The sequence below is a fragment of the Streptomyces sp. NPDC050423 genome (assembly GCF_040655445.1).
Taxonomy (GTDB): domain Bacteria; phylum Actinomycetota; class Actinomycetes; order Streptomycetales; family Streptomycetaceae; genus Streptomyces.
The window spans coordinates 182,748-198,190 of the sequence record NZ_JBFAJY010000008.1 but is presented as its reverse complement, the minus strand read 5'-3'; the positions used below and the strand labels follow the sequence as shown (position 1 = coordinate 198,190).

At 70.1% G+C, this 15,443-nt stretch carries 12 protein-coding genes and 1 pseudogene; 11 read left to right on the top strand and 2 right to left on the bottom strand.

All coding sequences use genetic code 11. The features are described from left to right. From AB0I52_RS09265 to AB0I52_RS09255, 3 genes and pseudogenes are all read left to right on the top strand, one after another. A pseudogene (locus tag AB0I52_RS09265) lies at positions 1 to 372 on the top strand (ketol-acid reductoisomerase); the annotation flags it as partial. 274 nt (positions 373 to 646) lie between these two features. Next, the gene (gene serA / locus AB0I52_RS09260; RefSeq protein WP_363070455.1) at positions 647 to 2,239 is read left to right on the top strand and encodes a phosphoglycerate dehydrogenase; all 1,593 of its coding nucleotides are present in this window, start codon (positions 647 to 649) and stop codon (positions 2,237 to 2,239) included. Between the two features lie 78 nt (positions 2,240 to 2,317). Then, a complete protein-coding gene (locus tag AB0I52_RS09255; protein ID WP_363070453.1) occupies positions 2,318 to 2,914 on the top strand; it encodes a TetR/AcrR family transcriptional regulator in 597 nt (198 codons plus the stop codon). A 36-nt stretch (positions 2,915 to 2,950) separates the two neighbouring features. On the opposite strand, the gene AB0I52_RS09250 is transcribed toward AB0I52_RS09255, so the two are convergent. Then, complete coding sequence (locus AB0I52_RS09250) at positions 2,951 to 4,090, bottom strand: helix-turn-helix domain-containing protein (protein WP_363070451.1); 1,140 nt, start codon at positions 4,088 to 4,090, stop codon at positions 2,951 to 2,953. A 189-nt stretch (positions 4,091 to 4,279) separates the two neighbouring features. Between AB0I52_RS09250 and AB0I52_RS09245 the strand changes: the two genes are divergently transcribed. Both AB0I52_RS09245 and pruA read left to right on the top strand, forming a co-directional pair. Continuing rightward, positions 4,280 to 5,206 (top strand): proline dehydrogenase family protein, encoded by a 927-nt coding sequence (locus AB0I52_RS09245; RefSeq protein ID WP_363070449.1) that lies wholly within the window; start codon positions 4,280 to 4,282, stop codon positions 5,204 to 5,206. A gap of 42 nt (positions 5,207 to 5,248) precedes the next feature. Further along, complete coding sequence (gene pruA / locus AB0I52_RS09240) at positions 5,249 to 6,880, top strand: L-glutamate gamma-semialdehyde dehydrogenase (protein WP_363070447.1); 1,632 nt, start codon at positions 5,249 to 5,251, stop codon at positions 6,878 to 6,880. A 161-nt stretch (positions 6,881 to 7,041) separates the two neighbouring features. Here the strand turns inward: pruA and AB0I52_RS09235 are convergent, their stop codons facing one another. Continuing rightward, a complete protein-coding gene (locus tag AB0I52_RS09235) occupies positions 7,042 to 8,052 on the bottom strand; it encodes an NADP-dependent oxidoreductase (protein ID WP_363070445.1) in 1,011 nt (336 codons plus the stop codon). Positions 8,053 to 8,154: 102 nt separating this feature from the next. Between AB0I52_RS09235 and AB0I52_RS09230 the strand changes: the two genes are divergently transcribed. From AB0I52_RS09230 to cimA, 6 genes are all read left to right on the top strand, one after another. Further along, a complete protein-coding gene (locus AB0I52_RS09230; protein WP_363070443.1) occupies positions 8,155 to 9,033 on the top strand; it encodes a LysR family transcriptional regulator in 879 nt (292 codons plus the stop codon). A gap of 252 nt (positions 9,034 to 9,285) precedes the next feature. Further along, entirely contained in the window at positions 9,286 to 9,414 is a 129-nt protein-coding gene (locus AB0I52_RS09225; protein WP_260255582.1) for a hypothetical protein, read from the top strand. Positions 9,415 to 9,615: 201 nt separating this feature from the next. Then, on the top strand, positions 9,616 to 10,656 hold the full coding sequence (locus tag AB0I52_RS09220; protein WP_073738679.1) for a 3-isopropylmalate dehydrogenase: 1,041 nt from the start codon (positions 9,616 to 9,618) through the stop codon (positions 10,654 to 10,656). Between the two features lie 238 nt (positions 10,657 to 10,894). Next, positions 10,895 to 11,983: a branched-chain amino acid aminotransferase gene (locus AB0I52_RS09215; RefSeq protein WP_363070441.1), complete on the top strand. Its 1,089-nt coding sequence runs from the start codon at positions 10,895 to 10,897 to the stop codon at positions 11,981 to 11,983. Between the two features lie 195 nt (positions 11,984 to 12,178). Beyond that, complete coding sequence (locus AB0I52_RS09210) at positions 12,179 to 13,513, top strand: MFS transporter (RefSeq protein WP_363070439.1); 1,335 nt, start codon at positions 12,179 to 12,181, stop codon at positions 13,511 to 13,513. Positions 13,514 to 13,790: 277 nt separating this feature from the next. After that, positions 13,791 to 15,398 carry a citramalate synthase gene (gene cimA / locus AB0I52_RS09205; protein WP_363070437.1) on the top strand — a complete coding sequence of 536 codons (1,608 nt, stop codon included), beginning with the start codon at positions 13,791 to 13,793 and terminating at the stop codon, positions 15,396 to 15,398. Positions 15,399 to 15,443 lie beyond the last annotated feature (45 nt).

Sequence of the window (15,443 nt, the reverse complement as noted above, 5' to 3'; positions counted from 1 at the left end):
TTCGAGACGCTGACCGAGGCCGGTTACCAGCCGGAGATCGCGTACTTCGAGTGCCTCCACGAGCTGAAGCTGATCGTGGACCTCATGTACGAGGGCGGTCTGGACAAGATGCGCTGGTCGATCTCGGAGACCGCCGAGTGGGGCGACTACGTCACCGGTCCGCGCATCATCACGGCCGACACCAAGGCCGAGATGAAGAAGATCCTCGGCGAGATCCAGGACGGCACCTTCGCCAAGGCCTGGATGGCGGAGTACCACAACGGTCTGCCCAAGTACAACGAGTACAAGAAGGCCGACAGCGACCACCTGCTGGAGACCACCGGCCGCGAGCTGCGCAAGCTCATGAGCTGGGTCAACGACGACGACGCGTAACACCGATGCCTCGGAGGCGGGTCCCCGGACCCGCCTCCGAGGCGTCAGCCCTGCTTCACCGCTGGAAGAGGCGGCGTCGTACGTGTGTACAAGTCGTCCAGCCTCATGCGGGTGATCCTTCCAACGGGGCGCAGTATGCGTCGTCGCGCATGACTACACTTCTTCACACATACACGCGTCAGGCCCACAGTGTCGTGCGTCTTCCACGCGGCAAGCCCCTCCACCGCCTGCGGCCGTCGGGACGGCCGTCCGCACTGGACCTGTGAGGACTCACGTGAGCTCGAAACCTGTCGTACTCATCGCTGAAGAGCTGTCGCCCGCCACGGTGGACGCCCTGGGCCCGGACTTCGAGATCCGGCACTGCAACGGCGCGGACCGCGCCGAGCTTCTCCCCGCGATCGTCGATGTCGACGCCATCCTGGTGCGCTCCGCCACCAAGGTCGACGCCGAGGCCATCGCCGCCGCGAAGAAGCTGAAGGTCGTCGCCCGCGCGGGCGTCGGTCTGGACAACGTCGACGTCGCCTCGGCCACCAAGGCCGGTGTGATGGTCGTGAACGCGCCGACCTCCAACATCGTCACCGCCGCCGAGCTGGCCTGCGGTCTGCTGGTCGCCACCGCGCGCAACATCTCCCAGGCCGACACCGCCCTCAAGAACGGCGAGTGGAAGCGTTCCAAGTACACCGGCGTCGAGCTGAGTGAGAAGACCCTCGGTGTCGTCGGCCTCGGCCGCATCGGCGTCCTGGTCGCCCAGCGCATGTCGGCCTTCGGCATGAAGATCGTCGCGTTCGACCCGTACGTGCAGCCCGCGCGTGCCGCGCAGATGGGCGTCAAGCTCCTCTCGCTGGACGAGCTGCTGGAGGTCTCCGACTTCATCACCGTGCACCTCCCCAAGACCCCGGAGACGCTCGGCCTGATCGGCGACGAGGCGCTGCACAAGGTGAAGCCCTCGGTGCGGATCGTCAACGCCGCACGCGGCGGCATCGTCGACGAGGAGGCGCTCGCCGCCGCCCTCAAGGAGGGCCGCGTCGCCGGCGCCGGTCTCGACGTGTACACCAAGGAGCCCTGCACGGACTCCCCGCTGTTCCAGTTCGACCAGGTCGTCTGCACCCCGCACCTCGGCGCCTCCACCGACGAGGCCCAGGAGAAGGCGGGCATCGCGGTCGCCAAGTCGGTGCGCCTCGCACTGGCCGGTGAGCTCGTCCCGGACGCGGTCAACGTCCAGGGCGGCGTCATCGCCGAGGACGTCCGTCCCGGACTGCCGCTCGCCGAGAAGCTCGGCCGGATCTTCACCGCGCTCGCGGGCGAGGTCGCGGCCCGCCTCGACGTCGAGGTGTACGGCGAGATCACCCAGCACGATGTCAAGGTGCTCGAACTCTCCGCGCTCAAGGGCGTCTTCGAGGACGTGGTCGACGAGACCGTGTCGTACGTGAACGCCCCGCTGTTCGCGCAGGAGCGCGGTGTCGAGGTCCGCCTCACCACCAGCTCCGAGTCGCCCGACCACCGCAACGTGGTCACCGTCCGCGGCACGCTCGCCAACGGCGAGGAGGTCGCGGTCTCCGGCACGCTGGCCGGTCCCAAGCACCTCCAGAAGATCGTCGCGATCGGCGACCACGACGTGGACCTGGCGCTCGCCGACCACATGGTCGTGCTGCGCTACGACGACCGCCCCGGGGTCGTCGGCGCGGTCGGCAAGATCCTCGGTGAGGCCGGGCTGAACATCGCGGGCATGCAGGTCTCGCGGGCCGACGTGGGCGGCGAGGCGCTGGTCGTCCTCACCGTCGACGACGACGTCCCGCCGTCGGTGCTGGCGGAGATCTCGGCCGAGATCGGCGCGGCCTCGGCCCGTTCGGTGAACCTCACCGACTGAGTCCCTCCCGCAACCCCCGTACCCGGCATCTAGACGTGTGTCTTACACAGACGTCTGCGTGCCGGGTACGCTGCTGTCATGGGACATCGTGAGGATCTGCTCGAAGGCGCCAAGCGCTGCCTGCTGGAGAAGGGGTACGCCCGGACGACGGCACGCGACATCGTGGCTGCCTCCGGTACGAACCTCGCCTCCATCGGCTACCACTACGGCTCCAAGGAAGCCCTGCTCAACCTCGCCTTCATCAAGGTGACGGAGGAGTGGGGCGACGTGCTGACCGACGAGGCCGAGGGTGCCGAGGGTGCCGCCGCCGGTGAGGACGCCTCCAGGGCCCCGCTCGACCAGTTCCGCGACACCTGGGAGCGGGTGATCGGCAGCTACGAGCAGACCCGGTCGGTCTGGCAGCTCCAGATGGAGGTCATCTCCAGGATCGACACCGACCCCGAACTGCAGAAGGCCCTGGCCGGCCCGCAGCGCGAGGGCCGGAACGGGCTCGCCGAGAACATGCTGGGCATCGACCCGGAGACCGATCCCGAGCGGGCGCGGGTGGCCGGACTGTTCTGTCAGGCACTGCTCGCCGGCGTCATGGTCCAGTGGATGATGGACCGCGACTCGGCGCCGTCCGCGAAGGATCTGACGGACGGACTGAAGGTGGTCCTGGAGGGGCGGAAGCAGTAGCGGGGTGCGCCGGACACGGGGGAGAGGGAGGAGCGTTCAGAGCCGGGACGCCTTCAGCGCCATGTGCAGCAGCAGCCGGTCCTCGCCGTCGTTCAGGTCCAGGCCGGTGAGCTGCTGGACCCGGGAGAGGCGGTAGTAGAGCGTCTGGCGGTGGATGCCCAGCTCGCCGGCGGTCCGCGACGCCTGGCCCGCGCAGTCGAGGAACACCTCGGCGGTGCGGGCCAGGTCCCGGTGCGCCGGGGTGAGCAGCGGGCGGACCGTGTGGTCGGGCGGCGTGTCCGGGGCGAGCGCGGTCAGCAGACGGTACGGGCCGATGGCCGACCACTGGGCGACCGGGCCGAACCGGGACTCCGCCGCAGCCGCCCGGTTCGCGGCGGATGCCTCGCGCCAGGCGTCGGCCAGCTCCGCCAGGCCCCGGCGCGGCACCGCGATCCCGGCGGTGGCGGCGGCCCCCGCGGTAGCGCGCAGCCGGTCGGCGGCGGCGAGTGCCGGGTCCAGGACCTCGGGGGAGCGGAGCCGGACCAGCGCGGCCAGGGCGGCCGTGCCCGCCCCGTCCGCGGACGGGGCGCCGGACAGAGCCGCCGCCGACGGCACCGTGCGCACCGAGGGCGGATCGTCCGCCCACGGGGTCACGCACACCACGGTGTGCAGCCCCTCCGCGTCTGGGCCGAGCGCCTCGCTGAGCGCGGCCACCGCCATGTCGCGCTGCCAGCCGCGCCCCGCCGTGAGGACCGCGCCGAACTCCCGGGACAGGTCCGTGCCCGCCCGCGCCTCGTCGGAGAGCAGCGCCCCGATCCGGGCCGCCACCTCCATCGCCGCGTCGAGTTGTCCGTCGGTCGGCCGGGGGTCGGCGTCCAGCAGCCATACGTATCCGAGCACCACACCCCGATGGCGTACCGGAAGACAGATCCGGTCCCGGTTGACGCCGGCCTCCGGGGCGGCCGGGATGCGGACGGGGCCGGTGGCGCGGGTGATGCCGAAGTTCTCGAACCAGGCGCGGACCGCCGGGGTCGAGCGCCGGGTCAGGATCGACCGGGTGCGGACCGGGTCCATCGCCGCGTCGTCGCTGTCGTGGGCGCCGAAGGCGACCAGGCCGAAGTCCCGGTTCTCCAGCGTCGCGGGCGCGCCGAGCAGCCCGGAGATCTCGTCGACCAGCTCCTGATAATCGCCCTTCACCCGGCCATTCTCGCACCCCTTCAGACATATGTCTGAGATCCAGGGCACGGATGCGTGACAGCTGTCGATGGCCCAGGATCGGAGAGATCCTTAGATTTCACGGTGGTTCTCCGTGCTGTACCGCTTCTGTTCCTCACGTTTCATTCGCGGTGGTACGGCCTTCGTTCGTACTTTCCGTGGAGGTGCCCCGTGCTGGGTCCCGTGATTCTCGCCGCGTCACGCAGCGACAAGATGCGCCGCTTCATCTCGGCAGCCCCGGGCACCAAGCAGGTCGTCGGCCGGTTCATCGCCGGTGAGACGGTCGAGCAGGTCGTCCCGATCATCGAGGACGCCGCCGGCAAGGGCCTCGAAGTCACCATGGACGTGGTCGGTGAGGACATCACCACCCCCGAGCAGGCCGCCGCCGCCCGCGACGCCTACCTGGAGCTCGCCGGCCGCCTGAAGGACCTCGGCCTGGGCACGAAGGCCGAGATGTCCGTCAAGCTCTCCATGTTCGGCCAGGCACTGGAGGGCGGCCACGAGCTGGCGCTCGCCAACGTCCGCCCGGTCGTCGAGGCCGCCGCCGAGATCGGCACCACGGTCACCCTGGACGCCGAGGACCACACCACCCTCGACTCGATGTTTGCCATCCACGAGGAGCTGCGGAAGGACTTCCCGCAGACCGGATGCGTCATCCAGGCCTACCTCTTCCGCACCGAGGAGGACGCCCGCCGCCTCGCCGCCGCGGGCAGCCGCGTGCGCATCGTGAAGGGCGCCTACAAGGAGCCCGCCTCCGTCGCGTACCAGGACAAGGCCGAGATCGACAAGGCGTACGTCCGCATCCTGCGGACGCTGATGGACGGCGAGGGCTACCCGATGATCGGGTCCCACGACCCGCGTCTGATAGCCATCGCCCAGGAGCTGGGCCGCAAGGCGGGCCGCAAGCTCGACGAGTACGAGTTCCAGATGCTGTACGGCATCCGCAGCGAGGAGCACATCCGGCTCGCGGCCGAGGGCCACCGGATGCGCGTCTACACCGCCTACGGCACCGACTGGTACGGCTACTTCATGCGCCGCCTCGCGGAGAAGCCGGCCAACCTGCTGTTCTTCGGCCGCTCCATTCTCACCAAGGGCTGAGCCCCCTCCCCCTCCCCACCTACCTAAGGAGCAACGGAACCCATGGACGCTGTGACCCAGGTCCCCGCGCCGGTCAACGAGCCGGTCCACTCCTACGCCCCGGGCTCCCCCGAGCGCGCCCGACTGGAGGCGAAGCTCAAGGAGCTCAGCCAGAACCCGGTCGACCTGCCGATGACCATCGGCGGCGAGAAGCGGATGGGCGGCGGCGAGCGCTTCGACGTCGTACAGCCCCACAACCACAAGGCCGTCATCGGTACGTTCGCCGGCGCCACCGAGCAGGACGCCGAGGACGCGGTCGACGCGGCCCTCGCCGCCGCTCCGGCCTGGCGCGCGATGGCCTTCGACGACCGCGCCGCGATCATCCTGCGCGCCGCCGAGCTGCTCGCCGGCCCCTGGCGCGAGACGCTGGCCGCCTCCACGATGCTCGGCCAGGGCAAGACCGCCCAGCAGGCCGAGATCGACTGCCCCTGCGAGCTCGTCGACTTCTGGCGCTTCAACGTGCACTACGCGCGCCAGATCCTGGCCGAGCAGCCCCCGGCCAACTCCCCGGGCGTGTGGAACCGCATGGACCACCGCCCGCTGGAGGGCTTCGTCTACGCGATCACGCCGTTCAACTTCACGGCCATCGCGGGCAACCTGCCCACCGCCCCCGCCCTCATGGGCAACGTCGTGGTGTGGAAGCCGTCCCCGACGCAGACCCACGCCGCCGTGCTGCTGATGCAGCTCCTGGAGGAGGCCGGTCTCCCCAAGGGCGTCATCAACCTGGTGACGGGCGACGGCATCGCCGTCTCCGAGGTGGCCCTGAACCACCGCGACCTGGCCGGTATCCACTTCACCGGCTCGACCCCCACCTTCCAGCACCTGTGGAAGACGGTCGGCAACAACATCGCGAACTACCGCACCTACCCGCGCCTCGTCGGCGAGACCGGCGGCAAGGACTTCGTCGTCGCCCACCCGTCGGCCGACCACGCGATCCTGAAGACCGCGCTGACCCGTGGTTCCTTCGAGTTCCAGGGCCAGAAGTGCTCCGCGTCCTCGCGTGCGTACGTTCCGGCCTCCATCTGGAACTCCGGTTTCAAGGAGAAGTTCGCGGCCGAGGTCGACTCCATCACGATGGGCGACGTCACCGAGCTGTCGCACTTCATGGGCGCCGTCATCGACGACCGTGCCTTCGCGAAGAACAAGGCCGCGATCGACCGCGCCGCCGCCGACCCGGCGTGCACGATCGTCGCGGGCGGCACGTACGACGACTCGGTGGGCTACTTCGTCCGCCCGACCGTCATCGAGTGCAGCGACCCCGAGAACGAGGTCTTCACGACCGAGTACTTCGGCCCGATCCTCGCCGTCCACGTCTACGAGGACGACGCGTACGACGCGATGCTGGCGCAGATGGAGTCGGTCTCCGACTACGCCCTGACCGGTTCCGTCATCGCGGGCGACCGCGCCGCGGCCGCGTACACGATGGAGAAGCTGCGGTACGCCGCGGGCAACTTCTACATCAACGACAAGTCGACCGGTGCCGTCGTCGGCCAGCAGCCCTTCGGTGGCGGCCGTGCCTCGGGTACGAACGACAAGGCGGGCGCCCCGCAGAACCTCCAGCGCTGGACCCTCACCCGGGCCATCAAGGAGACGCTGGTCCCGCCGACCGACTACACCTACCCCCACCAGGGCTGACGCCCCCGGGGCGCCGCCATCCCGGCGCCCCGCCACGAGTCCCGCCTCCCGCCCGGTTCCCCCAACCGGCCGGGAGGCGGTTTCCATGTGTGCGGCCGACGGTGCGGCTCCAGCCGTGGACGACGCGCGCGAGCCCCACCCCGAGCCGTGGGCCGTCGCCCCTACTCGCCCGTGCGGATCAGCATCTTGCCGGTGTTCTCGCCGCGCAGCATGCCCAGGAAGCCGTCCACGGTCCGCTCGATCCCGTCGACGACCGTGATGTCCGGCACGATCCGGCCGCTCTGCAGATGCGGTACGAGGAAGTCCTCCAGCTCACCCTGTGCGTCACGGTGGTTGCGGACCGCGACCCCTTCGAGCCGCAGGCTCTTCTCCACCACCTCGTAGAGGTTGCGCGGGGCGGCCGGCGGCCTGTCGGCGCAGTGGTACTGGGCGATGGCGCCGACCCACGCGATCCGGCCGTGCTCGCGCATCACGGAGACCGCGCCCGCCAGATGGTCCCCGCCCACGCTGTCGACGGCGGCGTCGATCCCGTCGGGCGCAGCCTTCGCCAGCAGCTCGCCGACCGGTCCGTCGTGGTAGTCGAAGGCCGCGTCGAAGCCGAGATCCGCCGTGAGCCGGGCGACCTTGGCGGCCGAACCCGCGCTGCCGACGATCCGCCCGGCCCCGAGCAGCCGGGCGATGCGGCCCACGGCGGTGCCGACCCCGCCCGCGGCTGCCGAGACGAACAGGTCCTGGCCCGCCCGGAACTCCAGGGTGCGGGTGAGGGCCACATAGGCGGTCAGCCCCGTGCCGCCGAGGATCGAGAGGTGAGCGTCCGGCGGCACCCCCTCGTACGCGGGGAGCCTGCGGGTGCCGAGGACGCCGGCCGTGACCAGGGCGTGGGTGCGCCAGCCGTGCCGGTGGAAGACCAGATCGCCCTCGGCGAGGCCGGGGTCGCGCGAAGCGATGACCCGGCCGACCGCGCGGCCCTCCAGCGGGGTGTTCAGCTCCCATCCGCCGTCCATCTCCTCGCGGTGGTACGGGTCCACGGAGAGCTGGAGGTTCTCCACCAGCGCCTCTCCGGGGCCGGGGGCGGGGACCGGGGAATCGACCAGCGAGAAGAGGCCGGGGGTGGGGAATCCAGAGGGACGGGCGGTCAGGTGGAAGGTGCGGGCCGTGCGGGACGTGGTCATGGGCACGACCGTAGGAAGGAATCGATCGGTCCGGCAGTGGGTTGCGTCGATGGAAACACCGATTCCATGAACGGCGTTCATGCAACCAGGGGGCCCCGCACGATGACCGATCTGACCCCGCACGAGCTGCGCATCCTTGTAGCGGTCGAGAGCGACGGCAGCTTCTCCGGTGCGGCGGCGGCGCTGGGCATGACGCAGTCGGCCGTCTCCCACGCGATCCGTACCGCCGAGAGCAGGATCGGGGCGGTGCTCTTCGATCGCGGCCGCAAGGGGGCCCGGCCCACCGCGGCGGGCGCGAGCGCCGTCGCGTACGCCCACCGCGTCCTGCGGCTGCTGGAGCTGATGGGCTCCGAGGTGCGGGCTGCCGCGGCCGGTCCCGAGGGGTTCGCCGCGGTGGCCGGTCCGCTGCGGATCGCCGCCTTCCGCAGTGCCGCCCTGCATCTGCTGCCGCCGGCCCTGGAGCGGCTCGGGGCCCGTCACCCGGGGATCGAGCCGGTGGTGCGGGTGGTGCGGGAACTGGGACGGGGCACGGCGGGCGAGGTCCTGGACGGGCGCGCCGATCTGGGGATCGCGACGGTCGGGGCGAGTTCCCCCGTACCGAAGGAGCTGGTCGGGGGAGTGCTGAGGGAGGAGGAGTACGCGCTTGTGCACCCCGCGGGCCATCCGGCGCCGCGGACGCTCCCGCTGCTCGACTGGGCGGAGAGCTGCACGTCGTACACCCGTGACTGGTGGGCCGCGCAGGACTGGATCCCGCGGGCGACGGTGGAGGCCGAGGACGACGGAGCGGTGCTCTCGATGGTGTCCCGTGGTCTCGGCATGGCGATCATGCCGGAACTGTCCCTCGAAGGAGCACCGGACACAGTGGCGATCACCACTCTCGGGCCGGAGCGTCCGACGCGTTCGGTGGGCTACGTCACCACCCCTGAGCTGGCACGATCGCTCGCTGTCCGGGCTCTCATCCGTGAACTGCGAGCCGGCTGAGCCAAACCCCCGTCTCAGATAGTAGGAAGTCCGAGTAATTGTGGAGACAGAACGGCGGGGCTGCCCTAGCTTTGTAGGAGCCGAACGTCTCGCTGAACCAGCGACTGGCGTTGTGAGTGCGTGCCCCGATGCAGGTAACCCCTGCGGCACCCGCTCCCGCCCCTTCCGGCACCTCGAAATCACTGATCTCGAAATCACCGTTCACGAATTTCCGATCTCGAAATCCTCGCGATCTCAAGGAGTCGATCCACCATGGCCGAGACCACTGTCCGCCGCGTCCGTCACGCCCACCGCCCGACCGAGTCGGAGCGCCAGAACGCCGCCGCCGCCCTGCAGCGCGCACTCGACCGCAGGGACAACGGCGGCTCCACCGGTCACTGACCGGGCCCGCCGCGGCCCGGCCGTGGCATCCCGGTCGGCCCCGGCCGATCTCGAAGTGGTCGATGCGCTCGCCGGACCCGGCGAGCGCGGTGACCTTCATCCGGGCGTGCCGCCCGGCAACCGGTACACGCACAACTCCCCATGCGTCCGTATCGTGGACGTCACGTGTCATGGGGTGGGACGCACAGTAGGGTGCGAGGCATGTCTCGCAGCATCAATCTCGCAGTGATCCCCGGTGACGGTATCGGCCGGGAGGTCGTGGCCCAGGGCCTCAAGGTCCTCAACGCTGTTCTCCCGCAGGACGTGAAGCTGGAGACCAAGGAGTACGACCTCGGCGCCCAGCGCTGGCACCGCACCGGTGAAACCCTCCCGGACGCGGAGCTGGAGGCCCTCAAGGGCCACGACGCGATTCTGCTCGGCGCGATCGGCGACCCCTCGGTCCCGTCCGGGGTCCTGGAGCGCGGGCTGCTGCTGAAGCTGCGTTTCGCCTTCGACCACTTCATCAACCTGCGGCCGTCGAAGCTGTTCCCGAACACCGAGACCCCGCTGGCCGGCCGTCCGGACATCGACTTCGTCGTCGTCCGCGAGGGCACCGAGGGCCCGTACACCGGCAACGGCGGTTCGCTGCGGACCGGTACCGAGCACGAGGTCGCCACCGAGGTCAGCCTCAACACCGCCTTCGGTGTCGAGCGGGTCGTGCGTGACGCCTTCGAACGGGCCGCCGCCCGTCCGCGCAAGAAGCTGACGCTGGTCCACAAGAACAACGTCCTCGTGTACGCGGGCCACCTGTGGAAGAACACCTTCGACAAGGTGGCGGCCGAGTACCCCCAGGTCACCACCGACTATCTGCACGTCGACGCCGCGACGATCTTCTTCGTCACCCAGCCGGAGCGCTTCGACGTCATCGTCACCGACAACCTCTTCGGTGACATCCTGACCGACCTCGCCGCGGCCGTCTCCGGCGGTATCGGCCTGGCCGCCTCGGGCAACATCAACCCGACGGGTGCCTTCCCGTCGATGTTCGAACCGGTCCACGGCTCCGCCCCCGACATCGCGGGCCAGGGCAAGGCCGACCCGACCGCCACGATCCTCTCCGTCGCCCTCCTTCTGCGGCACCTCGGTTACGAGGCCCAGGCCGTGCGCATCGAGGACGCCGTCTCCGCCGACCTCGCGGAGCGCGAGGGAACCGCACGTACCACCGACGAGATCGGCGACGCGCTCGCGGTACGCGTAGCGGGCTGATCCGACGACTGCCTCAAAGCCGCCGGGTCCCACAGGCACCCGGCGGCTTCTCCTGTGCGGCCCCGGGTGCCACCATCGAATCCTGGACCGCACACACGTCATTTCGTGCACGGCCTCCTTCGAGAGATAATCGAAGGGGCCGTGGCTCGCCATGAAGCTCGGACGTCCTAGCACCTGTCCGGCACGAGTGGGCGTGGGCGCGGTCCTACACACACAAAACGGTGAAGGACACGTACTCATGACGACGCCCACGATCGAGCTCAAGCCCTCCTCGAACCCGCTGTCCGACGCGGAGCGCGAGGCGATCCTGGTCAAGCCCGGATTCGGCCGCCACTTCACCGACCACATGGTGACGATCAAGTGGACCGAGGGCCGCGGCTGGCACGATGCCCAGCTCGTCCCGTACGCGCCGCTGTCGATCGACCCGGCCAACATGACGCTGCACTACGGCCAGGAGATCTTCGAGGGCCTCAAGGCCTACCGCCAGCCCGACGGCTCGGTCGCCACCTTCCGTCCCGAGGCCAACGCGGAGCGCTTCCGCTCGTCCGCGCGCCGGATCGCCATGCCGGAGCTGCCGGTGGAGACCTTCGTCGCGGCCTGCGACGCGCTCGTCCAGCAGGACGCGGCCTGGGTCCCGGAGCACGGTGGCGAGGAGTCGCTGTACCTGCGCCCGTTCATGATCGCGACCGAGGTCGGCCTCGGTGTGCGGCCCGCCAACGAGTACCTGTTCCTGGTGATCGCCTCGCCGGCCGGCGCGTACTTCCCCGGCGGTGTGAAGCCGGTCTCCATCTGGCTCTCCGAGGACCGGGTGCGCGCCGTCCCCGGCGGCATGGGCGATGCCAAGACAGGCGGCAACTACGCCGCGTCCCTGCTCGCCCAGGCCGAGGCGGCCACGAAGGGCTGCGACCAGGTCGCCTACCTCGACGCCGTCGAGCACAAGTGGGTCGAGGAGCTCGGCGGGATGAACCTGTACTTCGTGTACGGGAACCGGATCGTCACCCCGGCACTGACCGGCTCGCTCCTCGCCGGCATCACCCGCGACTCGCTCCTCAAGCTCGCGGGGGATCTCGGTTACGAGCCCGAGGAGAGCCGCGTCTCCATCGACCAGTGGCGCGACGACTCGGCGAACGGCACGCTCACCGAGGTCTTCGCCTGCGGCACCGCCGCCGTCATCACCCCCGTCGGCAGCGTGAAGAGCGCCGGCGGCGAGTGGACCCAGGGCGACGGCAACCCCGGCCCGGTCACCCTCAAGCTGCGCGAGCGCCTGCTGGACATCCAGCGCGGCACCGCCGAGGACACCCGCGGCTGGATGCACCCGCTCGGCTAGGTCGTGTTCTGGAAGTAGCGCCGGCCGGGTTCGTCCGCGAGCCCGGCCGGCGCTGTGCGGCCCCCGGCCGGGTCAGGACGGTGCGCGTTCCCGGGGGACTCACTCCATCGGTGAACACAACGCACGTAAGTACGCCCGATCGTTGTTCTCTGCGTCCTTGTTGGTTCTCCGGCCGTTGGGGCACGGTGAGCAACCATGGGACGAGAGCAATGGAAGAAGATCTGGGTCGGCTCCGCCGGCAACATGGTCGAGTGGTTCGACTGGTTCGTGTACGCGACCTTCGCGGTCTACTTCGCGGACTCGTTCTTCCCCGAGGGCAACGAGACCGCCAATCTCATGAACACGATGGGCATCTTCGCCGTCGGCTTCTTCATGAGACCGGTCGGCGGCTGGCTGCTCGGCCGGATCGGTGACCGCAAGGGCCGCAAGGCCGCGCTCACCCTGACCGTCACCCTCATGTCGGCCTCCGCGATCCTGATCGCCGTCGCGCCCACCTACGACACCGCCGGATACGGCGGGGTCGCCGTACTGATGCTCGCCCGGCTGCTCCAGGGGCTCTCCGTCGGCGGCGAGTACGCCGCCAGCGCCACCTACCTCACCGAGGCCTCCGCCCCCGAGAAGCGCGGCTTCGCCTCCAGCTTCCAGTACGTCTCCATGACCGCCGGCCAACTCGTCGGCCTCGGCCTCCAGATCGTCCTCCAGCGCAACATGTCCGACGCGGCGCTGCACAGCTGGGGCTGGCGCATCCCGTTCGTCGTCGGCGCGCTCGGCGCCGCCATCGTCTTCTACCTGCGCCGCTCCATGCTGGAGACGGAGGTGTACGCGGAGTCCGGCGCCGCCGAGCAGGAGGACCGCGGCACGCTGAAGGTGCTCTGGCAGCACCGGCGCGAGGCGTTCCTGGTGATGGCGCTGACCATGGGCGGGACCGTCGCCTACTACACGTACACCACCTACCTCACCAAGTTCCTCTCCAAGAGCGCCGGCATGGACAAGTCCACCGCCTCGCTCGTCAGCTTCTGCGCCCTGTTCGTCTTCATGTGCATCCAGCCGCTGGCCGGCATGCTCTCCGACCGGATCGGCCGCCGTCCGCTGCTGATCACCTTCGCCGTCGGCTCGACGTTCCTGACCGTGCCGATCATGACGATGCTCAAGCACGCCGACACCTTCTGGCCGGCGCTCGGCCTCGCGCTCCTCGCCCTGGTCGTGGTCACCGGCTACACCTCCATCAACGCCTGTGTGAAGGCCGAGCTCTTCCCGACCAACATCCGCGCCCTGGGGGTCGGTCTCTCGTACGCCGTCGCCAACGCGCTGTTCGGCGGCACCGCCGAGTACGTGGCGCTCTGGTTCAAGGACGCCGGCGCCGAATCCGGCTTCTACTGGTACGTGGCGGGCTGCGCCGCGGTCTCGCTGATCGTCTACCTGTCGATGCGCGAGACCCGCGACATCGACCTGAACCGGGTCGCCGCGGCCGGACAGCCGCAGGAGCGGCCCCAGCAGGCCGGAGCGACCACCATCACGCCCGCATCCTGAGACGGGACACGGCACGGAGGCCGTCCTGTGCCAGACTGCCTCCGTGTCCTCGTTCGTCATGATTATTGGCAACAGGCGCGCCGGTCCGCAGTGACCGTCCCGTACCACCATGTACGGCACGGCCATCGTGCCCCAGACCCGCGCGCAGACCTCTCGCACCCGCGAGGGGTTTTTTGTTTTCCGGCCCTCACCTCGGCCGGGGCGAGGCGCGCGGGATGATGGGGGCAAGTGGAGCCAGATCGTCCGGATCCACTCATCCGACAGGAGTCAGACCAGCATGACCACCAAGGCCAAGCCCACCGACGACAGCTTCCACGTCTTCGACACCACGCTGCGCGACGGTGCGCAGCGTGAAGGCATCAACCTGACGGTCGCCGACAAGCTCACCATCGCCCGGCACCTGGACAACTTCGGCGTCGGCTTCATCGAGGGCGGCTGGCCGGGCGCCAACCCCCGCGACACCGAGTTCTTCGCGCGCGCCCAGCAGGAGATCGAATTCCGGAACGCCGAGCTGGTCGCCTTCGGCGCGACCCGCAGAGCCGGCGGCAAGGCGGCCGAGGACCCACAGGTCAAGGCACTGCTGGCGTCGGGCGCGCCGGTGATCACGCTGGTCGCCAAGTCCCACGACCGCCATGTGGAACTCGCCCTGCGCACCACGCTGGAGGAGAACCTGGAGATGGTCCGCGACACCGTCTCCTTCCTCCGCGAGCAGGGCCGCCGGGTCTTCGTCGACTGCGAGCACTTCTTCGACGGCTACCGCGCCAACGCCGAGTACGCCAAGGCCGTCGTCCGCACCGCGTACGAGGCCGGCGCGGACGTCGTCATCCTCTGCGACACCAACGGCGGGATGCTCCCCGCCCAGGTCCAGGCCGTCGTCTCCACCGTCCTCGCCGACACCGGCGCCCGCCTCGGCATCCACGCCCAGGACGACACCGGCTGCGCCGTCGCCAACACCCTGGCCGCGGTCGACGCGGGCGCCACCCACGTCCAGTGCACCGCCAACGGCTACGGCGAACGGGTCGGCAACGCCAACCTCTTCCCCGTCGTCGCCGCGCTGGAGCTCAAGTACGGCAAGACCGTGCTGCCCGAGGGCGCGCTCGCCGACATGACCCGCGTCTCGCACGCCATCGCCGAGGTCGTCAACCTCGCCCCCTCCACCCACCAGCCCTACGTCGGTGTCTCGGCCTTCGCGCACAAGGCCGGGCTGCACGCCTCCGCGATCAAGGTCGACCCCGACCTGTACCAGCACATCGACCCCGCGCTGGTCGGCAACACCATGCGGATGCTCGTCTCCGACATGGCCGGCCGCGCCTCCATCGAGCTCAAGAGCCAGGAGCTCGGCATCGACCTCGGCGGCGATCGCGAGCTCGTCGGGCGCGTCGTCGAGCGGGTCAAGGAGCGCGAGCTCAAGGGCTACACCTACGAGGCGGCCGACGCCTCCTTCGAGCTGCTGCTGCGGGCCGAGGCGGAGGGCCGGGTACGCCGCTACTTCCGTACCGAGTCCTGGCGCGTCATCGTCGAGGACCGTCCCGACGGCACGCACGCCAACGAGGCGACCGTGAAGCTCTGGTCCAAGGGCGAGCGCATCGTCGCGACCGCCGAGGGCAACGGCCCGGTCAACGCCCTGGACCGGGCGCTGCGGGTCGCCCTGGAGCGGATCTATCCCCAGCTCGCCAAGCTGGAGCTGGTGGACTACAAGGTCCGCATCCTGGAGGGGCGCACTGGTACCGACTCCACGACCAGGGTCCTGATCACCACCGGCGACGGCGCCGCCGAGTGGTCGACCGTGGGCGTCGCCGAGAACATCATCGCGGCCTCCTGGCAGGCGCTGGAGGACGCGTACACCTTCGGTCTGCTGCGGGCGGGGATCGAGCCGACGGAGTAGAACGGGCGCTCCCCGGCCGCGGACCGGACCCGGTCCGCGGCCGGG